A 24,175-nucleotide genomic window follows, 5' to 3' on the forward strand; every position below is an offset into this window, starting at 1 on the left:
AACAACAATAAATCTTCGGTTTTGTTAGTCCTAAATACAAATTGATCATTACATACGTTCGGGGACCTGGATTCCCAATAAGTTCATTCCTTTTTGTATAACACCCGCTGTGGCTGCTGACAGATTGAGTCTGAACTCTTTAAGACCCATATCATCTGCTTTTAGAATAGATACTTCGTGGTAGAATTTATTATACAGTTTTGCAACTTCGTAGACATAATTAGCAATCACCGCGGGGCTGTAATCGGCTGCCGCTGTTTTAATGATGTCCGTGAATTTCGCCAGTTCCTTGATTAGATCACGCTCTGATATTGCTAAACTTAACGGCTGCACATTAAATGGTGTATTACCATAAGCTCCTTTCGATAAAACCGATTTTATACGCGCATGTGTATATTGGATAAACGGCCCTGTATGTCCTTGGAAATCGATTGATTCATTTGGATCGAAGAGCAATCGCTTCTTTGGCTCTACCTTTAAAAGAAAATACTTCAAAGCACCCAAACCAATCATTTCATATAAAATACTTTTTTCTGCGGTCGAAAAATCATCTACCTTGCCCAGCTCTTCGGTCCTTAATTTCGCCGTGTCAATCATCTCCGCCATCAAATCGTCTGCATCCACTACCGTCCCTTCCCTCGATTTCATTTTCCCTGAAGGCAAGTCTACCATACCATACGAAAGATGATAAAGGCCTTCAGCCCACGATTTACCCAATTTCTTCAAAATCAGAAATAGTACTTTAAAATGGTAATCTTGCTCATTACCGACTACGTAAATGGAATTGTCCATGCGATAATCATCGTATTTCAACTGTGCGGTACCTAGGTCCTGTGTAATATAAACAGAGGTGCCGTCGCCCCGTAAAACAAGTTTCTGATCTAGACCGTCAGCAGTTAGGTCGATCCAAACAGAATTATCTTCCTTTCTAAAAAACACACCCTTTGATAAACCTTCTTCAATAATATCCTTTCCCAGGAGATACGTGTTGGATTCATAGTAGACTTTATCAAACGTTATTCCCATTTTTTCATAAGTCTCTTCGAAACCATCGTAAACCCAACCATTCATCCGTCGCCACAAATCCATTACTCCCTCATCTCCTGCCTCCCATTTACGAAGCATTTCTTGCGCCTCCAACATAAGAGGTGCTTCTCTCTTAGCCTCTTCATCATTTTTCCCAACCGTTTTTAGCGCATCTACTTCCTTTTTATATTCTTTATCAAAAAGCACATAATAATTACCAACAAGCTTATCACCTTTTAATCCAGCAGATTCAGGGGTCTCACCTTTACCGAATTTTTGCCAGGCTAGCATCGACTTGCATATGTGGATACCTCGGTCGTTAACCAGATTCGTTTTTATAACCTCATAACCTGCAGCTTCAAGGATTGCAGCAACTGAAAAACCAAGTAAATTGTTTCGCACATGTCCTAAATGTAGTGGTTTGTTGGTATTCGGAGAAGAATACTCAACCATAACGCGTTTTCCATTTTTTGGAATCGTTCCAAAATGAGGCTTCAAAATTGTTCTATCAAGGAGTTGTAGCCAAAAAGAATTGGTCAAACTCAAATTTAAAAATCCCTTAATTACGTTATATGACCCTACTTCAGCTGCATGAGAAATCAAATACTCACCAATTTCACTACCCGTTTGTTCGGGAGACTTCTTAGAATATTTGGTAAACGGAAACGTTACAATTGTAATTTGTCCTTCAAATTCTTTCCTGGTTTCCTGCAAGTTAACAGAATTTTCTTCAATATTTACTTGATATAATTCTTTTACAGCCTGAATAGTTAATGATGCAATAAAATTCATGGGCCAAACTTAGAGAAAATATCGGAATTTTATATTTAAAAAATAAACCCTAATTTGCAGAAATGCACACTATAGCGAGCTACATGTATGCATTTCCGGTCTGAGATATTAAATATCCATGACCTGTATACGAACCGATTCATATAAATCACACATGAAACCACTTATTAACGTCAATTCGGAAATTGGCACACTCCGCAAATTACTCGTCCATAGCCCGGATAGCGGGTTAGGGCAAGTAGTCCCATCGAAGGCCCAAGATTGGCTTTTTGAAGACATCGTACATTTAAATACTTTGAGAAGAGGAGAATATGATTATTATATAAAGCTATTGTTATACTTTTTAGATGCGGAAAAGATAAAAGGAAAGTTGCAATACATTGACGAACCCGAGCAAGATCGAGCGTTTTTCAAACCAGATGCAAGCGGATTTCATCGCTCTGACAAGGTAATTGAAGTACAGTCGCTGCTGGCTGATATATTACGAAACCCTTCTATCAAAGCCAATCTCGTTGCGGCGGTTTGCGCTATTGAGGGATGCAATTATCGGTTGCAACAAATCTTATCAAAAAAAGACGCCGTTAAATTGGCAAAAATCATTCTATCCGGCTCGCTCGACGACGAGCACATGATTTTCGCTCCTATTCCCAATCTTATTTTCACGCGCGATTTGGGTATTGTTATCAACCATTTTATTTTGCTAAACAAGCCCGCAAAAAAAGCACGAGGTCGTGAAAGCATGATTATGCGGTATATATTTTTTAACCATGCGATTTTCAAGGATTTTCAAGAAACTATTCTCGAGATTCCTGACCCCATCCAACATTTCCTTCGCCCCGGTGAAGACGAAGAGCAACGCGCTACATTAGAGGGCGGTGACGTTATGGTCGTGAGTCCGCAGCATGTACTCATTGGTTGCAGTGAACGCACCTCCCCCCACGGGGCTAACGAAGCAGTCAAATTGCTTTTCGAACACGGAGTTGTGAAGAAGATAACCATTGTTAAGATTCCGGCAAAACGTGACTTTATGCATATAGACACAATCTTTACACAAGTAAAACGTAATGTGTGGACACTGTTGGCATCGGTCGCTAAACCAGCACCAAATAAGGACGAACCACTTAACTTCTTCACAACACCTGAACAGCAAACAATGGAAATTATTCAATTTTATAGTGATAAAAGCCAAAAGCCCAAGCGCTTTTTATCGCTAGAAGAACTCCTGAATGATATAAGTAAAAATGACCTGAACAGTACAGAGGAAACACAGTTTATTTATAGTGGTAACAATATCTTTCCCTTCGATGCTCGAGAACAATGGACAGACTCCTGCAATTTACTTGCTTTAAAAGAAGGCGTAGTGCTTGGTTATGATCGGAATGACAAAACGATTCAAGCTTTTTTGGAAAAAGGTTTTCAGATTAAAGATGTTGCCACACTTCTAAAAGAGCTAGACTGTAAAACACTGAATATAAATGAAATAAAAGATACGCTCATTCTCCTACCTTCGGCAGAGTTGTCAAGAGCACGTGGTGGCTTCCACTGCATGAGTTTACCTTTATTAAGAGATCATATTGATTAGATACTTCATGAGCCTCACAAGTCATATTATGATGATTAAGCCTGTGAACTTCAAATACAATGAAGAGACAGCTGTTAACAACAGATTTCAGCAAGCGACAAAGGACATTGATGTGCAGAAGCTTGCCTTGATCCAATTTGACAAAATGCTTGCCCTATTGGAAAATAACAACGTTAACGTACAGGTTTTTGAAGACACATTGGAGACCTATACACCTGATTCAATTTTTCCAAACAACTGGATATCTTTTCACGAAGATGGATCGATCGTACTTTATCCAATGTTTTCCAAAAATCGTAGAAAAGAAAGAAGGCAAGACATCATCGACATACTTTCGAATAAATATGAGTTAAAAAACACCGTTGACCTGACTTATTTTGAGCAGAAAGATCTTTTCTTGGAGGGCACGGGCAGTATGATATTGGATCGACAAAACCGTGTTACTTACATGTGTACATCTGCAAGAAGTTCCACTAAAATTTTATATGAATTCTGTAAAAATCTAGGGTACAATCCATTATATTTTAAAGCACAGGATAGAAAAGGATTTCCAATCTATCATACCAACGTGATGATGTGTATGGGCGACAACTTCACCGTTATTTGTGGCGAAGCGATAAAATCTGTTAGTGAGAAGGATCGACTGATAAAAAATTTGAGACGACATGGAAAAGAGATCATAAATATATCCTTTGACCAAATGGAACATTTCGCCGGCAACATGTTACAAATAAAAAACAAATACGATCAACCGCTGTTAGTTATGTCTGAACAAGCATATTTATCGCTGAATAAAAAACAGTTGAAATGCCTGGAAAAACATGCGCAGTTGCTTTATTCCCCCCTTGATGTCATTGAAAAAAATGGTGGAGGAAGTGCCAGATGCATGATCGCAGAAATATTTTTGCCTCTAAAAAAACGTCCCGCGTCATAGCGTAAAAGATTTCTTATTTTCTTGACATCAATTTTATAAAAATCTGATGCTATATATCGATTTAAAATTACATTTTTGCAAAAATTTTTAACGAAGATAAATGCAAAGCTATCAGGAATTTCTTGACCTAAGTGTTGGTTTTCCGCAAGACGGATTTGACATCATTGATGATGAACTATACTTTCACGATCTGAATTTAATGGAAATGATAGAAACTTACGGAACGCCGCTAAGATTTACCTATCTACCTATCATCAGTAAAAAGATCCAACAGGCTAAAATCCTCTTTCAAACGGCTATTTTGAAAAACAATTATCGCGGGTCCTACAAATACTGTTATTGTACAAAGAGTTCACATTTCAGACATGTGGTAGAAGAAGCCCTTAAAAACGATATCCACTTAGAAACATCTTCAGCTTTCGATATGCCTATGATCGATGCTTTAGAAAAAAAGGGAGTCGTTGCAAAGGATATTACCGTCATTTGTAATGGGTTTAAGACTTTTCAATATAAACAATATATTGTTGACATGCTCCATGACGGCTTTAAAAACATTATACCTGTTCTAGATAATAAGGAAGAATTTAACCTCTATGATGATGAAGTCGAGCTTGACGAGCCTTGCAATCTTGGTATTCGGATTGCAGCAGAAGAGCAGCCCGACTCCCAATTTTATACATCCAGGTTAGGTATCCGTATGGAGGATGTAATCGATTTTTATAATAACAAGGTTGTATCCAACCCCAACTTCAAAGTGAAATTACTACATTTTTTCATTAACTCCGGCATCTCCGATACACCTTATTATTGGAATGAGCTAGAAAAATATGTAACACTTTATTGCAAGTTCAAAAAAATAAATCCTGATTTGGACACGCTAGATATCGGCGGTGGTATGCCATTTAAAGATTCATTAGTGCACGATTTTGATTATGAATACATGGTTAACGAAATTGTCAATCGAATCAAGGAGATTTGTGCATTACATGAAGTAATGGAACCGGATATCATCACTGAATTTGGTAAATATACCGTCGCTGAAGCTTCAGGTATCCTCTATAAAGTATTGGGAAGAAAACAGCAAAATGATCGCGAAAAATGGCTAATGCTTGACGGATCTTTTATTACAAATTTACCAGACGTATGGGCACTGAATCAAAAATATATTCTTTTGCCGATAAATAACTGGGATTCGGAATATGAACGGGTGAACTTAGGAGGCATTACCTGTGACGGACAAGATTACTACAATCAGGAAGCCCATATGAACAATGTATTCATGCCCAAAACAAGAAAAGTACAATATTTAGGATTCTTTCATACAGGTGCTTACCAAGAAGTATTAAGTGGCTATGGAGGCATACACCATTGCTTACTCCCCTCTCCTAAGCATGTTATTATCCGCCGAAATAGAGATGAAACTTTCAACTTTGAAGTGTTCGGTGAAGAGCAAAATTCTAAACAAGTATTAAAGATATTGGGCTATCACTAACACGATAAAGGCTAGCTGGCTGGTTTGTTCCAGCTAGCTTATACAAGTCTTTTAACGATTCTAAGCTTGTGTGTATACTTATCGAGCTCTCTTGAAAATATCCCGGTATTATCAATCTGATCAATTCTTACCCTACCAGATGCATGGATAATTTCCGATTCGTTTAGTAAAATCCCAACATGAATAATTTCCCCCTCCTCATTATCAAAAAAGGCTAAATCTCCTAATTTGCTTTCTTGAAGAAAGTCAATAACCTTTCCTTGTTTTGCCTGCTGCCAAGCGTCTCTTTTTAAACGAACACCGAAATGTTTATAAAATAATTGCACGTATCCTGAACAATCTATTCCAAAAACAGATCTACCTCCCCATAGATATGGGGCGTTTAGGTAAAATCTAAGCACATCTTCTGCTTCTTGTTCAAAGTCTTCTAAATCAGGTAGTCGGGATAAACCTAAGAAAAGATAATCTGTCTCGTTGATACTGAAGCTGTCATTATCCAAAAAAGGCAAGTTACTCCCCGGCAGCAAATGAAGACTTTCTTCCTTACCCAACTTAAGCAACATTGCATGTGTAGATAAGTCGGCTATATGCTGTTCTTCATTTTTGATCACGTTAAAATCATCTACAGACAGTGAAGTCTGTTGCCTGCTATCAATCCATCCCTCATAATCATCGTATCCCATTTTTACATATAGGTACTCAGCTTTTTTATCTAGCACTTCAAAAACTTCGCCAAACAGTAATTGAGAAACAATTTCGCTTTTGTTACCGACGTCAGCCCGGACAGGGATGACGGGTAAGTTACAAATTCCATACACCATGGTACACACAAATCATTGTTAATACAAACTTAGATAAAATGCATCTACTATACAATCAGTTTTTATGTATGATCAGCACTTAAAAAACTTTCATCTATATTAAGTGTTATACTTTAACAAGATAAAAAGAACTATGGCAGATTCACCATCAATAATAAGAACACAGCGCATTTTAATTGCCGTTGAAGACAGTAAATATTCTGAAAAAGCGGTTCGTTATGGTTATCATTTGGCGCAGGCTTTCAATGGTCAGGTAGCTTTGGTGCATGTTATAGATCCACCAACAAGTAGCACTTATGGCGCTGTAGACCCAATAATGGGTGTCAATCCGGTATATATACCTGAAATCAATGAAGTTCAGGAACAAGCTTCAGCAGATCTATTAAGTAGATTAGCTACGCTTTGGCCAAATGGCGAACAAAACGTAACAAAGATTAGTAGATTGGGCCAAGCGCGAAAGGAGATATTGGAAGCCGCTAATGAATGGCAGGCAGACCTCATTGTACTTGGAACTCATGGACGAACAGGATTCGATCATTTTATTTCGGGAAGTGTATCTGAGGGGGTTGCGAGACACGCTATTTGCCCGGTCGTAATCGTCCCCTATAAAGACGAAGATTAGAAAAAAAATTCACAAAGAGCAGGTCGTAAAAACTATTTCCCTGCTCTTTCTCAATTTATGCCTAACCTTCTGCATGAAGCCACGCTTTTTTGGCTAGTAATTCTTCCTGTGTTTCACGTACATCCTCATCATCTACACAACAATCTACAGGGCATACGGCTGCACATTGTGGTTCATCATGAAAACCAACACATTCTGTACACTTATCGGATACTATATAGTAAATTTCGTCTGACAAAGCTTCTTGCGCTTCATCAGCATCTAGCGTAGTGCCATCTCCAAAATCAATCACACCCTGCAGCTCGGTTCCATCAGAAAAACGCCATGCCATACCTGCATCGTATATCGCATTGTTAGGGCATTCCGGTTCACAAGCTCCGCAGTTTATACACTCGTCAGTAATTTTAATTGCCATTATCTTCTTAAAAAATCCGTTTATACTTTATTTTTGCAAATATTACTTCTTCAACAATAAACTACAAATTTAGTAGATTTTTGTTAAATATGGTAGTATTTTTATTGCAAATATAACATTTAAATAGTTTTTCCCCCTTGAAGAATTACAATTTGACAAGCCATCAACGTATCGCAGCTTTCTGTGCTTTAGGTCACTACTTAAGCTCGGAGCCGAATGATTTACATGCACTTATTGAACTCGCAGGACGTCACAATAGCTGGTTCACACCCGCCAATACAAAAAAGGCAATAGACGCTATCGCAAAAAACTTAACTGAATCTACCTTAACAACGTGGATACAGCCCTATCTACCTGAAATTGACTCCCTTGTGGATAAGACGGTAGGGCTCGTACTGGCGGGGAACATTCCTTTGGTTGGTTTTCACGATGTATTATCAGTACTTATTGCGGGTCTTAATGTACAAATAAAGCTTTCTTCTGATGACAAGCATTTGACACCTCACTTATTGAACAAGTTAATTGAATTTGAACCTGCGTTTGAAGAGCGAATTACTTTTGTCGATCGACTTCAAAATTTCGACTTGATTATTGCGACCGGGAGCAATAACACCGCTCGTTATTTTGAGTATTATTTCAAGAACGTACCCCATATCATTAGAAAAAATAGAAATAGCGTAGCAATTATTTGGGGAGACGAAACCAAAGCTGAGTTGGAACCTATTGGTCATGATCTCTTTGACTATTACGGTTTGGGATGTAGAAATGTATCGAAACTTTATTTCCCAAAAGACTATGAAATTAGTTGTTTTTTTGAAGCAATCGAGGCTTTCAACAACATGATCAATCACTTTAAATACCACAATAACTACGACTATAATAAATCCATTTATCTGGTGAATGGCGACAAGCATTATGATAATGGATTCCTGCTGCTCAAAGAAGATGAACGTCTAGCGTCTCCATTAGCGGTGCTTTATTATGAATATTACGATAATATAGAAGGTTTGACCGCGCAGTTAGATAAGCGGAACGAGGAAATACAATGCATTGTAAGCAACAGAAAATTATTCACCATCGCCCCTTCTTTTCCTTTGGGCCACAGTCAGCAGCCCGCACTGAACGATTATGCCGACGGTGTTAATACACTGGATTTTTTAATACGTAATAAGTAAAAACGTTAAACGAATGCGCTCATACCGGTAATTGCTCGCCCAACAATAAGCGAATTAATTTCTTTGGTCCCCTCGTAAGAGTAGATTGCTTCTGCATCGGCAACAAAACGGGCTACATCATGTTCTAAGAGAATACCGTTCCCTCCCATTACCTCGCGAGCCTGACTCACAATGTCGCGCGTCCTCAGTGAACAAAAGACTTTTGCCAATGAAGCGTGTTCGTCTTTTAATTGTCCTGCATCCTGCAATTCGGATAGTCGAAAAACCAGCGTTTGCATAGCCGTCAAATTAGAAAGCATCTCTACCAAATGATTCTGTATTAATTGAAAAGAGGCTATGGGTTTACCAAACTGTTTTCTTTTCCGCGTATAATCCAACGCACTTTCATAAGCTCCCCGAGCACATCCAACAGCCATCCAAGCCACACCTGCACGTGTCATACGCAGTACATTCGCGGTGTCTTTAAACGAATTAGCCTGTGGCAGCCGATCTTTTTCTTCAATCAAGCAATCTTTTAATGTTATTAGGCCGTTTTGAACAATCCGTAGCGCCATTTTCCCCTTTATTTTTTCAACGAAAAACCCAGGTGTATCTTTCTTTAAAATAAAACCTTTTACCTGTCCATCATCAAGGTCACGGGCCCATATTACGATCAGATCCGCAAAGGTGGCATTACCAATCCACTTTTTTTGACCGTTTAGCAGCCATCCTCTTGCCGTTCGTTTACAGGTAGTGGTCAAACCACCGGCCGCTCCTGAACCAACTTCCGGTTCTGTTAATCCAAACGCACCTATTTTTTGCATTTTGTTCATTTGAGGTAACCACTCCTGCTTTTGTTCTTCTGAGCCACATAGATAAATTGAACCCATCGCCAAACCACTTTGGACACCAAAAAAGGTAGCAATAGAGGCATCTACACGGGCCATTTCCATCGCCAACACACCCTCCATGAGAAATGACTTGTTGGGACAGCCATAACCATCATATGTGATACCTGCCAAACCTAATTCACCAAATTTAGGTATCAATTCAAACGGAAACTCGTCATGCAACCAGTATTTATTGACCAATGGTTTCACTTCACGTTCCATAAATTCGCGAATTTGAAGCTGCAGAGCGCGATCCTCAACGCTTAACCGTTCGCTCAGTTCATAAAAATCCCCATTAATCGGAGGCAAGTCTCTCTTTTTTGAACCGCCATCCATCATCTTTAACAATCCTTTCAATTGGTTATCGTCCAGCCTCGAAAAGCCATCCATTACTTTGGCAAGATCGACTTTCTGTGCAATCCTTGACAACTGATCGAAGTCGATATGTTTGAAGAGGTTAAAAGCCTGCTTTATTTTAGTGAACGTGTTTGACATATTTCCAGTTTTTAAAGATGATAACAAAATACACACCGAACTGTTTAACGCGAAGAGTTGTCGGCAAAGAATAAAGTTAAGGATCTAACGCAAATCGAAAAGATTATCAACACCCAACAATCTCCTGCATGTAAAACCTTCTGCATATTTAGCACCGATATATTTGCCATATTCGATTGCTCTCGCCTCAATCACTTTCAAAAATGCTGGATTGGATATATACGTCTGGGGTTCTTCGGTATCATAATTTTCGTTAAAAAATTGAGACTTAAAGGCACGGATACTTGCAAGTTTTTTATCCCAGTAATCGCTCACATCTACAACAATATCGGGTTTAATATACTGATCTTGGATGAGCTGCAAAAGAAGTCTCGGACGATGCGGAGCCTGATAGCTTTCCCCCGATTTCGTTTCAATTCGACGTAACCCGGACAAAAAACAACTATCATTTATTAATTCGCCTGCTCGACCGTGGTCGGGATGGCGATCATAAAGTGCATTCCCAATAATAATCTCAGGCTGGTATTTCCTGATCGCTTTAATTAGTTCCAACTGCTCATATTCCTCATTTTTAAAAAAGCCATCCCGCAAACCTAAATTCTCTCTTATGCTCAATCCAAGCAACGCACTTGATTCGGCAGCCTCCTCCGCCCTACTTTCAACAGTGCCGCGCGTTCCCAATTCACCTCGTGTTAAATCAACAACACCCACTTTTTTGCCAAGTGCAACATGTTTTAAAATGGTACCCGAACATCCTAGCTCCGCATCATCGGGATGTACGGTAATCACTAATATATCTAGTTTCACGTTTTATTGTTTTTTATCTGAATCTTTTTACTTAATCACGTTTTTACAAAAATTTCTCTATTTTCCGAACCAAGCGTCTTGATAAGGGCTTCGTAAAACTATAAAAATAGTCAACTACATGACCTTCTCTATCAATGAGGTATTTATGGAAATTCCAAAGCGGTCGGCTATTCACACGGCCATTTAAAAGTTTATCCCCAAGAAACTTGAATACCGGATGGGCATCAGCCCCCCTCACTTTGACACGATCATAGACCGAAAAACTGAGCCGCTGATCAATACTACAATAATCTTGCAGTGCTTTACCATTCAAACGTTCTTGATTTCCGAAATCATTTGAAGGGAAGGCAAGAACTTCAAAGCCTTGTTCCTTGTACCGTTGATAGAGCTGTTCCAATTGTTGATATTGGGGCGTGAAACCACAGCCACTGGCCGTATTTACGATTAACAGAACCTTACGTTGATAAATGTTAAAATCGACCACGGAGCCATCGGGCTTCATTGCACAAAATTGATATATACTATCCATTAATAAAAGTAACGATTGTTGTTGGCGTAATTCCGGATAATAGTTTCTATTTCACGGTCTTCATCAGGATCATACGTGTTCTTTAAATTATGTCCGAATATCTTCGCCACAGACTGATAGAAAAAAGCAGACACCCCGCCCCTTAATTCCTTTACAAGCTCATAACTGGAATTGCCCGTTTGTCTATTAATAAGTTTTATTAATATTTCCCCCTGAGATACGGACATGTTTTTTATCTCGCGGTTAAACATGGCTTTAATCTCTTTTTCACAATCTTTAATAAGTCTCTTTTGATCCTTTTTTTTGGGCGTAACAGCTAAATCACGTTGCAATTTATCGTAACGATCTTCTGCAAATTTGGCATAGGGCAGTACTTTTAGAACATTATATTTTAAACGGTTATAACGCGCCCTATCTGCCGGTGTTTTAAAAACCCTGTAATCCGTAATGACCACCTCTCTCAACAAGACCCACGGTATCCGCTCTCCATTAACAAGTGTAGTGGGTAACATAATTGGCTTGATATTTGAGGTACCGTCCGAAGTACTAGCTAAACTATCTTTGTTAACCTGCTGCGCCAAGCTCTCTCTACCAAAAAAAAGCAGTAAATAAATTAACATTAAACGTAAAAATTTCATAGATTTAGCTCTTACTAAACTTCCAATAAAGTTAAATAAAAATTGGTGACTAATACAATTTTTATTAAACCTTCTGAGACATTTACGATCTCAAAGGTAGGAAATAAAATTTGTTTGCATATAGATATAGACATTTACGAAATTCGGGACCATGAAGGAATTAGTGATAGATTTAGAAGCAGAGAAAAAAGAGATATTAAAGCGGTATCGGGCGTTATTACGGGCCTGTAAACCTACTTTACAAAAGGGCGATAAACAAATGATTCGAAGGGCCTTTGATATGGCGCTGGAAAATCACAAAGATATGCGACGCAAATCCGGGGAGCCCTATATCTACCACCCGATTGCTGTTGCTCAAATTGCAGCGGAAGAAATTGGTTTGGGTACGACTTCCATTGTGTGTGCATTGTTACACGATGTGGTAGAGGATACCGAAATTACGCTAGACGAAATTGAGAACAAATTCGGCAAAAAGGTTGCTAAAATCATCGATGGTTTAACGAAAATCTCTGGCATTTTCGATCCCAATAGCTCCATCCAAGCAGAGAACTTCCGAAAAATGCTTCTTACACTTGCTGATGATGTACGCGTAATTCTTATCAAGTTGGCCGACCGTCTGCATAATATGCGAACAATGGAATTTATGGCACGTGATAAGCAATTGAAAATCGCTTCCGAAACCAGTTACTTATATGCTCCACTTGCTCATCGGTTAGGCTTATATGCAATCAAATCGGAATTGGAAGATCTTTCGATGAAGTATACGGACCCGGACACTTATAAGTTTATCGCAAGAAAATTAAACGAGAAAAAAGCTGAGCGTGAACGCTATATCCAGGAATTCATTGGCCCTATCAAAGAAATACTTACAGAGCAAGGAATTAAAGCCAATGTGTTTGGCCGCCCTAAATCTATTCATTCTATCTGGAATAAGATGCGCAAAAAGTCTATTCCTTTTGAAGAAGTATATGACTTGTTTGCCATTCGCGTCATTATTGATACCACGCAGGAAATGGAAAAGGCAGAATGTTGGAAAGCTTATTCCATCGTTACGGATTTATATAGGCCAAACCCTGACCGATTACGCGATTGGATCTCCTCTCCTAAAGCAAATGGCTATGAGTCTTTACACACAACTGTAATGGGCCCTAAGGGACAATGGGTCGAAGTGCAAATCCGTACGAAAAGAATGAATGAAATAGCCGAAAAAGGCTTTGCCGCACACTGGAAATATAAAGAATCAAATTCAGATAGTGGGCTAGATCAATGGATACAGAAAGTGAGAGACATCTTGAGCAATCCGGAATCCAATGCCTTGGATTTTGTTGATGACTTCAAAATGAATCTTTTTTCTGATGAAATATTCATCTTTACTCCGAAAGGGGCACTCATTCAACTTCCTTTAGATGCCACTGCGCTTGATTTTGCTTTTGAAATACATTCCGATTTAGGTGCCAGCTGTATTGGGGCAAAAGTGAACCATAAACTCGTGCCGCTTTCGCATAAACTTTCCAATGGGGATCAGGTAGAAATTATCACTTCTAATAAACAAACACCCAAGGAAGATTGGCTAAATTTTGTAGTTACTGCGAAAGCCAAGTCAAAAATAAAGTCCGCGCTAAAAGAAGAAAAACGGCGTATTGCGGAAGATGGAAAGGAAATCCTGGAAAGAAAACTTAAATCGATTAAGATCACTTATAATACCGATAACCTTAATAAATTAAGTACATTCTTAAAGCTACCATCTACGCAAGAGCTGTTTTATAAAGTAGCAAAGGGAGAAATCGACTTAAAACAATTAAAAGAGTTTGCAACGGCCGAGAGGTCTGTCGATACCTCAAGTGGCGCAAGCACCAAAATCGAGCAACATGTCGACGGTTTACTCCGAAAGGTAGATAAGAAGGACAAAGAAACTTTATTAATTGGTGACGATTTTCAGAAGCTTGACTATACACTTTCCGCCTGTTGCAATCCCATTCCAGGCGATGACGTATTTGGTTTTGTAACGGTTAACGATGGCATTAAAATCCATCGTACTAATTGCCCAAATGCCTCAAAGTTAATGGCTAATTATGGATATCGAATTGTTAAAGCTAAATGGACCTCCCAACAAGAACTAGCTTTTCTAACAGGCTTGCGTATTGTAGGCATTGATGACGTTGGTCTGGTTAATAGAATCACAACCGTTATTTCGCAAGATTTTAAAATTAATATTCGTTCCATTACGATTACGAGCAATCAAGGTATTTTTGAGGGCTCTATCATGGTTTATGTGAATAATACGGAACATTTGGATAGCCTGATAAAAAAATTAAAACAAATTAAGGGTATAACCGGAATTACTCGATTTGACTCCGAAGGATAGAAATTACAGGCTGAACAATGGAACAAAAACCGACAACGGATAATCAATAACGGGTAACGAGCAACGAGCTTTATAAACTGAATGTCAAGGATAATGGATAAGTTTCTATATACTTTTTGGTTATTTGCATATAAGGAGCAATTTAGCTAAGTTTGTACATAATTAAGGATTATTATGTCTACAGCAGAAACAACAAGTATGGTCAGGAAGATTTTTGAGGCTTATCTCGAAAATAAAAGCTTGCGCAAAACTCCTGAGCGCTTTGCCATCTTGGAAGAGATATACTCAAGAAACGACCATTTTGATGTGGAATCCTTGTATATCCACATGAAAAACAAAAAATACCGCGTAAGTAGGGCCACTGTTTACAATACATTGGAACTCTTAGTATCCTGTGATTTGGTGACGAAACACCAGTTCGGAAAGAACATGGCGCAATTTGAAAAATCATATGGATATAAGCAACATGATCACATTATTTGCATAGAATGTGGTAAGGTGGTCGAGTTTTGCGATCCCAGAATTCATCAGATACAAAGCATGATGGGAGAGCTGTTGAAATTTGACATCAAGCATCATTCATTAAATCTATATGGGGTTTGTAATGAGTGTAATGAAAACTGTCCTAAAACAGAAGCAAATCAAAACCGAAATAAAGAGGTTGTTTCCGTTTAAAATGCACTGTATAATACGATATTTCGAGGTGTTCAAAAAGAAGCATTACAATTGCTATCTGTTATCAAAAAAGTGAGCTAATAGTTTTTTTTATTAGTTCAATGGTAACACTCTTTTTGAGCATCTCTTTTTTTTGTTATCACCTATAATTATTAATAAAAAGACATACAACAACAAATCATGATGAAAGTCGATGTGCTTTTGGGCCTACAATGGGGCGATGAAGGTAAGGGTAAAATTGTGGACGTCCTTACGCCACAGTATGATTTAATTGCCCGTTTTCAAGGCGGTCCAAATGCTGGGCATACACTGGAATTTGACGGACAAAAATATGTATTAAACACCATTCCTTCCGGCATATTCAATAAAAACACCTTAAACTTGATAGGTAACGGGGTTGTTATCGACCCTATTATTCTCAAAAGAGAACTTGAAAACTTAAAAAAAAGCGGATTTGACCCACTTGCAGAAGGAAAGTTGGTCATTGCACGCAGAGCACATCTTATACTTCCTACACATCAATTACTTGATGCCGCTTCTGAAAGCAAAATGGGCGCAGGTAAAATCGGATCGACCTTAAAAGGCATTGGACCTACATATATGGACAAAACCGGACGTAACGGTATACGCGTCGGTGATACTACCCTACCTGATTTTAAAGAACGCTATCAGAAGTTAGTAGAAAAGCACAAAAATATTCTCTCCCATTACGGTGAGATCCCTGATTTTAATGAAAGAGAGCAGGCATTTTTTGAGGCAATTGAATACTTGAAAGCCATTCCACATGTCGATAGTGACCAATTGGTCAATAATTATTTAAAGGAAGGTAAAACAGTGCTGGCAGAAGGCGCCCAAGGAACATTGTTAGATATCGACTTTGGTTCCTATCCTTTTGTTACTTCTTCTAATACAACAACAGCAGGAGCGTGTACCGGTTTAGGAGTTGCTCCTAGAAGTATTGGTGAAGTTATCGGGATTTTCAAGGCCTATTGTACGCGAGTCGGTGGCGGTCCTTTCCCAACGGAGTTAGAAAACGAAACCGGTGAAAAATTGCGCCAAATTGGACATGAGTTCGGCGCCACAACAGGTCGATCTCGTCGAACAGGTTGGATTGATCTTCCTGCTTTACGCTATGCAATTCAATTGAACGGTGTGACCGAATTGGTCATGACCAAGGCAGATGTCTTGAGTGGATTTGAAGAAGTAAATGTATGTACACATTATATCCATAATGGAGAAAAGATCGATTACATGCCTTATGACATCAATACCCTAAAACCGGAACCTGTCTATGAAACCGTTAAAGGTTGGAATGAGGACATCACGGGTATTACTTCGGTCGATCAAATACCTAAGGCTTTAAAAGAATATATTCAATATTTGGAAAAACAATTAGCTGTTAAAATCAAATATTTATCGGTAGGTCCTGATAGAACTCAAACCCTTATTTTGGATTAAACCGGTATGCTATCTGCTGAATATCAAATTAATGATCCTATTAGTTTTACAAAGAAAGCCCTACAATGGGCTTCTTTGTTTAATACCACCTGTAGTTTGGTTAGTCAGCGCCAAAACCACGATCGCTACCGTAAATTTGACACCCTGATTGTAGCAGACATATTAGATGAATTTACAGAAAATCCAGGAAATAATTTTCAAACATTACAAATATTCCTTAAAAAATATCCTAAGCGATGGATTACCGGATTTTTAGCCTATGATCTAAAAAATGAAATAGAATCATTGCATACGGCTCATCCAAATGAACAAGGAACACCTAGCATCTATTTCTTCGTCCCGAAACACGTAATATGTATAAAAGACGATAAGGTTACAATCCAAAGCGATAACCCTGCTAAGCTTTATGATCATATTGCAAGTATATCATTTTGCCGACAGTCCTTTGTTTTTAGGGGGAGTATACAAACAAAAATGTCTCAGGAAAATTATGTGGATGCATTCAATAAATTACAGAAACATATTCACCAAGGAGACATTTATGAAGTGAACCTTTGTCAAGAGTTTTTTGCAGAAGATGTCATTTTTTCACCTTTAGAGGCTTATTATAGATTAACAGAGCTGTCACCAACACCTTTCTCGGCTTATTTTAAAACCAAGGAGCATCACCTTATATCGGCTTCACCGGAGAGGTTTTTGGCAAAAAGAAATCGTTTACTCATATCGCAACCTATCAAAGGAACTGCTCCTAGAGGGAAAACAAAAGAAGAAGACACGGTGCTAATAAAAAAACTTAAAACGGATAAAAAAGAAATCAGCGAAAACATCATGATCGTTGATTTAGTACGAAATGACTTAACCCGAAGTGCGGAACCTGCATCTGTTAATGTAGAGGAACTGATGGGTCTCTATAGTTTCAAACACCTACACCAACTTATTTCTACCATAACAGCAACGGAAAAAGAAAAATTAGAAAACACACAAAGTATCAAAAACACATTTCCCGCAGGCTCGATGACAGGCGCTCCAAAGCTTAGCGCAATGCAGTTGATTGACAAATATGAATCAAGCCGAAGAGGAGTATACGCAGGTAGTATAGGCTACTTTTCACCCGATGGCGATTATGATTTCAATGTTGTCATTCGCTCTATTTTATACAACGAAACGAAAAAAAGACTTTCCTTTCATGTTGGTGGGGCAATAACTGCTGAAGCCGACGCCTTAAGAGAATACCAGGAATGTCTGCTAAAGGCGCAAGCAATATTAGAATTGTTAGGACATCAACATTTAAGCTCTCAGGAAGGTCATAAATAGAAATACCTTAAATAGCCTTTCTTTGCTTATAGTAACATCCTGCTAAAACCGGTTAAATCCTGCGATAACTAATATAAAAAATCGGATTACTTCTTATAATACCGCATGGCTTCCGGTATTAGTTTTTGGATATCAGCAATACGCCTTTGATCACTGGGGTGCGTACTTAAAAATTCAGGAGGCTTTTGTCCACCTGCTCTACTTGCCATTCGTTGCCAAAAGGAAGTTGCTTCATTGGGATTATATCCTGCCATTGCCATAAAAGTCAACCCCATTCGGTCCGCTTCACTTTCTTGATTCCGAGAATATTTCAACAATGCTACCTGGCTTCCTACACCATATAATTGATTAACAAAAACCTGCGTTAATTGTGACTTATTAGACGTCGCTAATCCAACTCCCACACCGATGCCCTGTGCAGCCATCACATTAGAAGCACGTTCAGAGGAATGTCTAGCAATCGCATGTGCAATTTCATGCCCCATAACCGTTGCTAAACCAGCTTCATCCCCCGTTACTGGTAAAATACCTGTATACACAGCTACCTTTCCACCTGGCATACACCAAGCATTTACTTGCTTATCATCTATTAAGTTAAATTCCCAGCTAAATTGGTATTGATTCGCATACCCTTGTTGTTGCAGGTAAGATTCCACAGCCCGCGCTATTTTACGACCGACATTCTGAACCATTTGTGCATTAGCGGTTCCTTTTATCACTTTGGTTTTAGGATCACTTAAAAGTTCACGATACGCAAGCGTCGCCTGTTGTTGCATCGTCTTATCATCTACCAAACTTAATTGCTTTCGACCGGTTAACGGAACAGTAGAGCATGCAGCAAAAAAGACGAGTAGAAGTAATGAACCAAATAATTTAGTTTTATTCCAATTCATAATGATAATTATATTTAAAAAGACACAGCAATTGTTGTGCCGATTAATAGTCTCAAGTACTCTTCTTTTTGAAGAGCGTAATTTTTGATTCCTTGCCTTTTAGCAGCCGTTCAATATTCTTCTGATGCGTAACAAGTATAAGTGCACAGATACACATTCCATACAATAACAAGGACTTATAAGGCGTTTGAAAAACAAAAACAATGCTAAAAGGAAAAGTAAAACCTGCTAGAATAGACCCTAATGAAACATACCTGGTAAGTACCAATATGCAAACAAAAACACCTACACATAACAAGGCCGCTTGCAAATGAACTGCCAACACCATTCCACAGAGCGTTGCAACACCTTTCCCTCCTCTAAAACCAGCAAAAAGAGGAAATAAGTGCCCCATTACCGCAATTACCCCCAATGCAAGCTGATAATTGATAAAAAGTACAGAACTCGTAGGTCCGGTAATGGAAACGCCAATAAAATAAGCGAGATTGGTTGCTGTCCACCCCTTTAAAATATCAATGATCATGACAGCAACACCGGCCTTAGCGCCAAGAACGCGAAATGTGTTGGTAGCTCCTGCATTCCCGCTACCGTATTCTCTTACATCTACACCATAAAAAGATTGTCCGAGCCAAACGGCTGTAGGTATGGATCCAAAAAGGTAGGCAACCAAAAGTGCAATAATGGCATTAATTGATGTCATCGGGTACAATGATACTAAAAAGGAGAATCTTATTAGTAAAAAATCTTAACTTTAGTTAACAATTTGAGCTTTCAAACTCATATCAAGGCTCTTAACGGAATGGGTTAAGGCGCCCATAGAAATATAGTTAACGCCACAATCTGCAAATTGTTTCGCATTTTCAAGGGTGATCCCTCCCGAAGCCTCTGTTATAAATTTTCCGTTTACCAGCTGTACCGCTAATTTTAATGTTTCGAAGTCAAAATTATCCAGCAGAATCCTGTCAACGTGTCCAAAATCAAGAACTGACTGAAGCTCTGCTAAATTCCTCACTTCAATTTCTATTTGGATTGCCTTTTTTAATGATTCTCTATACGTATTTGCCGCCAATAGGGCAGCGGTAATTCCACCTGCGTAATCTACATGGTTATCTTTAATCAGGATCATATCGTATAAACCAAAACGATGATTGACCCCTCCCCCAATACGTACCGCTTCTTTTTCCAAAAATCGCAGGCCTGGAGTCGTTTTCCGCGTATCAAGCACTTTTGTTTGTGTCCCCTCCAGTAACTTCACAACCTTACGAGTGGTGGTTGCAATGCCACTCATCCGTTGCATGACATTAAGTACTAAACGTTCTGCCACTAAAATGGAATGTATACTTCCTTCAACCAATAAGACAACATCACCGATGACAACTTCTTCACCATCTGTCCGCTGAACGGTTACTTCCAATGAAGAATCAACTGCTTCGAAAATATCGACAGCGATTTCTACCCCTGCTAGAATTCCGTCTTCCTTAATTATTAGCCTGGCTACTCCTCGCTTCTCCGACGGAATAGTCGACAGTGAAGTATGATCACCATCCCCTACATCTTCCTGCAGCGCTTGTTGTATAAAGCTATTTAGTTGTTTCTTATTTATTGTGCTCATATCATAAATCGGCTCCAAACCTAATGAAAATTTTGTGAATAGAAAAGCTTGATAACGTGCTTCTACCAACGTCTCCATGATCGGCGCTTATTTACGGATTGATTCTTACTTTATTTCACCTCGTCAATCCGTATGTCAGTGATTAAAAATTTCGAATTGAAATTCTTGAGAGACAAAGAAACTCTAAATTTTTGTGTAGCGGAATTTAGTTCGATAACAGCATAGCGGTTACTAGCATTCGTTTCCATTCTATGAAGAATTTTTCCACTTCTAAACGCATATCGGTCAAAAAAATTGTGAAGTAATATTTCTGCCTGATTTTTTGAATATGTATTGCTTTCTTCTAATAAAGAGAGGCTCACCGTGCTAGACAGGTAAAATGACAACTCTTTGCTATTACCCGTTCTAAAACAATTCGTAATATTATCAATCAAATCGTCTATACGAGAATAAACGACATGAGATTTTAGGTTAGTAAAAAAAAGAAGCAATATAATACACGCACTTTTCATCATCCCGACAGATAAGAATTTAGCTCAATTACTTTAATATTTGCAACTATGTACATTTTCTAGCACGAATACTTTCTGCTCCATATTGCAGCCAAAAGTATGCCATTTTGTCTATTTTGGTTGCTCTTGTATACCTATTCGTCAATATTTTAAAAAAATTGAGCAAAGGATCATTTTTTGTATTAGGTTTGTGTAAAGAGAAAATAATAAAGAATATTAAAAATGAAGAAAGCAATGCTCATAATTCTTGACGGACTTGGCTATGGCAAGAATGATGATTCCAATGCGGTAAAAGCAGCCAATACACCTTTTTTAGATCATTTATTAACTACTTATCCTCATTCAAAACTGGAAGCATCCGGTGAATCCGTTGGTTTGCCGGCAGGACAGATGGGAAATTCTGAAGTGGGGCATATGAACTTAGGTGCCGGTCGCATTGTATATCAGGAGCTGGGCCGTATTCATAAAGCGGTAGAAGATGGCGAACTAAATCAAAACAGCTTGCTCCAACAAGCCTTCGTCTATGCCAGAACTAAGGGCAAGGCGGTACATTTTATTGGCCTAGTTTCGGATGGAGGTGTTCATGCCCATACCAAACATCTTCGTGGTTTATGTGATGCTGCAAAAACAGCCGGCTTAACGGATAACGTTTTTATTCATGCTTTCTTAGATGGCAGAGATACTGACCCACATTCTGGTGTAAACTATATCTCGGATTTGGAGCAATATTTAGCGGATGGACAAGTAAAGCTCGCCTCAGCAATCGGCCGCTATTACGCAATGGATAGGGACAATCGCTGGGAAAGGGTAAAAGAAGCTTATAACCTCTTGGTTCATGGCCAAGGAACTGCAAGTGAGAATTTAGTTGACGCCATCCGCAATTCTTACGCAGACGGTATTACAGATGAATTTGTAAAACCAATTGTTAAAGTTGATGAAAAGGGCAAACCGCTGGCAACTATTCAAGATGGTGATGTGGTTATTTGCGTTAATTTCCGTACAGACAGGGGCCGGGAAATCACGATTGCTTTAACGCAAAAGGCTTTTCCTGAATACAATATGACGCCTTTGAACTTGAAGTATATCACGATGACGTCCTATGATGAAACGTTTAAAAATGTAGAAGTAATTTTCCAAAAAGACGACATTACTGAAACACTGGGAGAAGTATTAGAAAAAAATGGTAAAACACAAGTGCGTATCGCCGAAACCGAAAAATACCCACATGTAACCTTTTTCTTTTCAGGTGGTAGAGAAACCGAATTTGTCGGCGAATCAAGAATATTAATCCCTTCTCCTAAAGTTGCAACTTACGATTTGCAACCCGAAATGAGTGCACAGGGTATTGCCGATGCTATTTGTAAAGAAATGGAAGCTAATCATCCTGATTTCGTTTGTCTGAATTTTGCAAACCCTGATATGGTAGGTCACACAGGCGTTTTTAATGCCGTGATAAAGGCCGTTGAAACGGTAGACAGCTGTACTAAACAAGTGGTAGAGAAAGGTTTGGAAGAAGGCTATTCTTTTATTATCATAGCTGATCACGGAAATTCAGAGTATATGGTAAATGAAGATGGATCACCTAACACTGCGCATACAACTAACTTAGTACCATGTATTTTAATTGATAAAGATTACAAACAGATAAAAGACGGTAAGCTAGGAGATATCGCTCCAACAATCCTTACACTTTTAAATATTTCTGTTCCTCAAAAAATGACAGGTGAAATACTCGTCGCTTAATTTGCAACGTAGCTAAAACCGTGCAGATGGAATAAAGGGCTAAAATAATTCCATCTGCGCGCTCATTTACAAAAATGTTGTTCCCCCTAGGAGCAATTCTAGGCATTATTTTTCCATGAAATATTTTCCTTCCATTATTTTACTTTTCTTCTCATTCTTTACAAGTGTTTCTTGTTCTACGAATAATGATACAACGAAGATTGACCAACCTTCCTATTTTGATTTAGCTTCTTATTTTAGGCAGCAAGCCATTCTCTTACAGAGAAAGAATCCAATGATTCTCAAAACAGTAGGTAAAAACATGGAAACGGAACAGAAGAAACTAAAATTAGACAACTGGCAAAAGGAATTTGAATTGTTCTCTTCTTCAGATATCAATAAATCGGATTGGCGACAAAGTTATCGGATCGACTCGACAGACGAAAAGTTAAATTATCGTGCAAAAAGTTCGCGCCTTCGCACAAAAGAAATAACCATTTACAAGAATCGAAATGGTATTATTAAACATATTCATATCCTCAATGGCGAAAAAAATTGGTTATACGAATCAATTGAGCAACTCGATTATTATCCGGACTCACTGTATCAAATAGCAAAAGAACAATCTATTCGGATAATAGGACAGAATCAATATACCATTATCGGAAAAATTTTATAGCTATTCATAAAAAGGGCCCTTAACAATGTTGTTAAGGGCCCTTTTAGTAAAAAAACTACTATTGTTAAATAAAATTTACTTAGATAAGTTACTCTTGTAAATCTTTACTTTCTTAATTTCTTTCGCCAAATCCTCTCTTTTCGAATTGGCACTTAACACGTGCTGTAAGTCGTCTATACTTTTCTGATAAGCCTCTGTAGCTTGACCTTTATCATAAACAGCAGTAGAGTTAGTGCCTTGTAAAATACCCAGATCTCGATAAGCCATTCCCCTGCTTTGATAATAGGATAAATCATCTGGATTAAGCTTGATCGCATTGCTAAAGTCGTCGATACTTGCCTGCAACATCTTACTGCGATCAGCTTCACTTAATTTGCTTTCGCTTTGAACAGCAAGTGTATTTCGTGCTTTACCTCTCCAATAATAAGCTGAAAAATTATTCGGACTTTGATCAAGAAGTTTTGTAAAAGAATTAATGGCCTTATTGTAATCAGCACATCTGATCTGTGAATATCCCAACATGTACGTCACAAGCGTATCTGGATTTTTTACTTTTTCCAAAGCGTTTACCGCTGCTTTAAAGTCTCCATCCATTATCGCTTTATTTCCCAAACGCACGTAGGGATTACTGGATGAAGATTGCGACTGTGCGGCAACGGCACCTACGGAAAAAATAAAAACTCCCAGTAACACCAATTGTTTCATTGATTTACCAAAATTCATAAATTGATAGCGTCTAATGTTCATT

Annotated in this window: 23 protein-coding genes; 11 read left to right on the forward strand and 12 right to left on the reverse strand. The window is 38.5% G+C overall.

Annotated elements, in window-relative coordinates:
* Nucleotides 1-48: 48 nt before the first annotated feature.
* Nucleotides 49-1,818, reverse strand: coding sequence for an arginine--tRNA ligase (gene argS, locus RYH73_RS12770; RefSeq protein WP_335313823.1), 1,770 nt, complete (start codon nt 1,816-1,818; stop codon nt 49-51).
* 154 nt (nt 1,819-1,972) lie between these two features.
* Here argS and RYH73_RS12775 point away from each other — a divergent pair, with 154 nt between their 5' ends.
* The 3 genes from RYH73_RS12775 to RYH73_RS12785 all read left to right on the forward strand — a co-directional run bounded on the left by RYH73_RS12775 (nt 1,973) and on the right by RYH73_RS12785 (nt 5,826).
* Nucleotides 1,973-3,400: an arginine deiminase family protein gene (locus tag RYH73_RS12775; RefSeq protein ID WP_335313824.1), complete on the forward strand. Its 1,428-nt coding sequence runs from the start codon at nt 1,973-1,975 to the stop codon at nt 3,398-3,400.
* 7 nt (nt 3,401-3,407) lie between these two features.
* Nucleotides 3,408-4,334 (forward strand): citrulline utilization hydrolase CtlX, encoded by a 927-nt coding sequence (gene ctlX, locus RYH73_RS12780; protein ID WP_335313825.1) that lies wholly within the window; start codon nt 3,408-3,410, stop codon nt 4,332-4,334.
* 100 nt (nt 4,335-4,434) lie between these two features.
* A complete protein-coding gene (locus RYH73_RS12785; RefSeq protein ID WP_335313826.1) occupies nt 4,435-5,826 on the forward strand; it encodes an arginine decarboxylase in 1,392 nt (463 codons plus the stop codon).
* A gap of 38 nt (nt 5,827-5,864) precedes the next feature.
* Here the strand turns inward: RYH73_RS12785 and RYH73_RS12790 are convergent, their stop codons facing one another.
* The gene (locus tag RYH73_RS12790; RefSeq protein ID WP_335313827.1) at nt 5,865-6,647 is read right to left on the reverse strand and encodes a C40 family peptidase; all 783 of its coding nucleotides are present in this window, start codon (nt 6,645-6,647) and stop codon (nt 5,865-5,867) included.
* Nucleotides 6,648-6,780: 133 nt separating this feature from the next.
* Between RYH73_RS12790 and RYH73_RS12795 the strand changes: the two genes are divergently transcribed.
* Complete coding sequence (locus RYH73_RS12795) at nt 6,781-7,269, forward strand: universal stress protein (protein WP_335313828.1); 489 nt, start codon at nt 6,781-6,783, stop codon at nt 7,267-7,269.
* A 61-nt stretch (nt 7,270-7,330) separates the two neighbouring features.
* On the opposite strand, the gene RYH73_RS12800 is transcribed toward RYH73_RS12795, so the two are convergent.
* Nucleotides 7,331-7,684: a 4Fe-4S dicluster domain-containing protein gene (locus RYH73_RS12800; RefSeq protein WP_335313829.1), complete on the reverse strand. Its 354-nt coding sequence runs from the start codon at nt 7,682-7,684 to the stop codon at nt 7,331-7,333.
* A 137-nt stretch (nt 7,685-7,821) separates the two neighbouring features.
* Here RYH73_RS12800 and RYH73_RS12805 point away from each other — a divergent pair, with 137 nt between their 5' ends.
* A complete protein-coding gene (locus RYH73_RS12805) occupies nt 7,822-8,859 on the forward strand; it encodes an acyl-CoA reductase (protein WP_335313830.1) in 1,038 nt (345 codons plus the stop codon).
* 5 nt (nt 8,860-8,864) lie between these two features.
* On the opposite strand, the gene RYH73_RS12810 is transcribed toward RYH73_RS12805, so the two are convergent.
* From RYH73_RS12810 to RYH73_RS12825, 4 genes are all read right to left on the reverse strand, one after another.
* Complete coding sequence (locus RYH73_RS12810; RefSeq protein WP_335313831.1) at nt 8,865-10,223, reverse strand: acyl-CoA dehydrogenase family protein; 1,359 nt, start codon at nt 10,221-10,223, stop codon at nt 8,865-8,867.
* A gap of 84 nt (nt 10,224-10,307) precedes the next feature.
* Nucleotides 10,308-11,030 (reverse strand): bacillithiol biosynthesis deacetylase BshB1, encoded by a 723-nt coding sequence (gene bshB1 / locus RYH73_RS12815; RefSeq protein WP_335313832.1) that lies wholly within the window; start codon nt 11,028-11,030, stop codon nt 10,308-10,310.
* Between the two features lie 43 nt (nt 11,031-11,073).
* A complete protein-coding gene (locus tag RYH73_RS12820; RefSeq protein WP_335313833.1) occupies nt 11,074-11,559 on the reverse strand; it encodes a glutathione peroxidase in 486 nt (161 codons plus the stop codon).
* A complete protein-coding gene (locus tag RYH73_RS12825; protein ID WP_335313834.1) occupies nt 11,559-12,197 on the reverse strand; it encodes a DUF4294 domain-containing protein in 639 nt (212 codons plus the stop codon). The genes RYH73_RS12820 and RYH73_RS12825 overlap by 1 nt, the downstream gene beginning before the upstream one ends.
* Nucleotides 12,198-12,348: 151 nt before the next feature.
* On the opposite strand from RYH73_RS12825, the gene RYH73_RS12830 reads away from it, so the two are divergent.
* The 4 genes from RYH73_RS12830 (at nt 12,349) to RYH73_RS12845 (ending at nt 18,009) form a co-directional block, all read left to right on the forward strand.
* Nucleotides 12,349-14,562: a RelA/SpoT family protein gene (locus tag RYH73_RS12830; protein WP_335313835.1), complete on the forward strand. Its 2,214-nt coding sequence runs from the start codon at nt 12,349-12,351 to the stop codon at nt 14,560-14,562.
* A gap of 174 nt (nt 14,563-14,736) precedes the next feature.
* Nucleotides 14,737-15,237, forward strand: coding sequence for a Fur family transcriptional regulator (locus RYH73_RS12835; RefSeq protein ID WP_335313836.1), 501 nt, complete (start codon nt 14,737-14,739; stop codon nt 15,235-15,237).
* A gap of 183 nt (nt 15,238-15,420) precedes the next feature.
* On the forward strand, nt 15,421-16,695 hold the full coding sequence (locus RYH73_RS12840; protein WP_335314115.1) for an adenylosuccinate synthase: 1,275 nt from the start codon (nt 15,421-15,423) through the stop codon (nt 16,693-16,695).
* Between the two features lie 6 nt (nt 16,696-16,701).
* Complete coding sequence (locus RYH73_RS12845) at nt 16,702-18,009, forward strand: anthranilate synthase component I family protein (RefSeq protein WP_335313837.1); 1,308 nt, start codon at nt 16,702-16,704, stop codon at nt 18,007-18,009.
* Between the two features lie 86 nt (nt 18,010-18,095).
* Here the strand turns inward: RYH73_RS12845 and RYH73_RS12850 are convergent, their stop codons facing one another.
* The 4 genes from RYH73_RS12850 to RYH73_RS26680 all read right to left on the reverse strand — a co-directional run bounded on the left by RYH73_RS12850 (nt 18,096) and on the right by RYH73_RS26680 (nt 21,029).
* On the reverse strand, nt 18,096-18,902 hold the full coding sequence (locus tag RYH73_RS12850; RefSeq protein WP_335313838.1) for a M48 family metallopeptidase: 807 nt from the start codon (nt 18,900-18,902) through the stop codon (nt 18,096-18,098).
* A 52-nt stretch (nt 18,903-18,954) separates the two neighbouring features.
* Nucleotides 18,955-19,602, reverse strand: coding sequence for a glycerol-3-phosphate 1-O-acyltransferase PlsY (plsY, locus tag RYH73_RS12855; protein WP_335313839.1), 648 nt, complete (start codon nt 19,600-19,602; stop codon nt 18,955-18,957).
* Between the two features lie 51 nt (nt 19,603-19,653).
* Nucleotides 19,654-20,514, reverse strand: coding sequence for a carboxylating nicotinate-nucleotide diphosphorylase (nadC, locus tag RYH73_RS12860; RefSeq protein ID WP_335314116.1), 861 nt, complete (start codon nt 20,512-20,514; stop codon nt 19,654-19,656).
* Nucleotides 20,515-20,624: 110 nt separating this feature from the next.
* Nucleotides 20,625-21,029 carry a DUF4783 domain-containing protein gene (locus RYH73_RS26680; protein ID WP_442946077.1) on the reverse strand — a complete coding sequence of 135 codons (405 nt, stop codon included), beginning with the start codon at nt 21,027-21,029 and terminating at the stop codon, nt 20,625-20,627.
* A gap of 219 nt (nt 21,030-21,248) precedes the next feature.
* On the opposite strand from RYH73_RS26680, the gene gpmI reads away from it, so the two are divergent.
* Nucleotides 21,249-22,769: a 2,3-bisphosphoglycerate-independent phosphoglycerate mutase gene (gene gpmI / locus RYH73_RS12865; RefSeq protein ID WP_335313840.1), complete on the forward strand. Its 1,521-nt coding sequence runs from the start codon at nt 21,249-21,251 to the stop codon at nt 22,767-22,769.
* A 115-nt stretch (nt 22,770-22,884) separates the two neighbouring features.
* Nucleotides 22,885-23,427, forward strand: a complete 543-nt coding sequence (locus RYH73_RS12870; protein ID WP_335313841.1) for a hypothetical protein — start codon at nt 22,885-22,887, stop codon at nt 23,425-23,427.
* Between the two features lie 75 nt (nt 23,428-23,502).
* Here RYH73_RS12870 and RYH73_RS12875 read toward each other — a convergent pair whose 3' ends face one another.
* A complete protein-coding gene (locus RYH73_RS12875) occupies nt 23,503-24,174 on the reverse strand; it encodes a tetratricopeptide repeat protein (protein ID WP_335313842.1) in 672 nt (223 codons plus the stop codon).
* Nucleotide 24,175: the final 1 nt, after the last annotated feature.

The organism is Olivibacter sp. CPCC 100613 (genome assembly GCF_036959255.1).
In the GTDB taxonomy this organism is placed as follows: Bacteria; Bacteroidota; Bacteroidia; order Sphingobacteriales; family Sphingobacteriaceae; genus Olivibacter.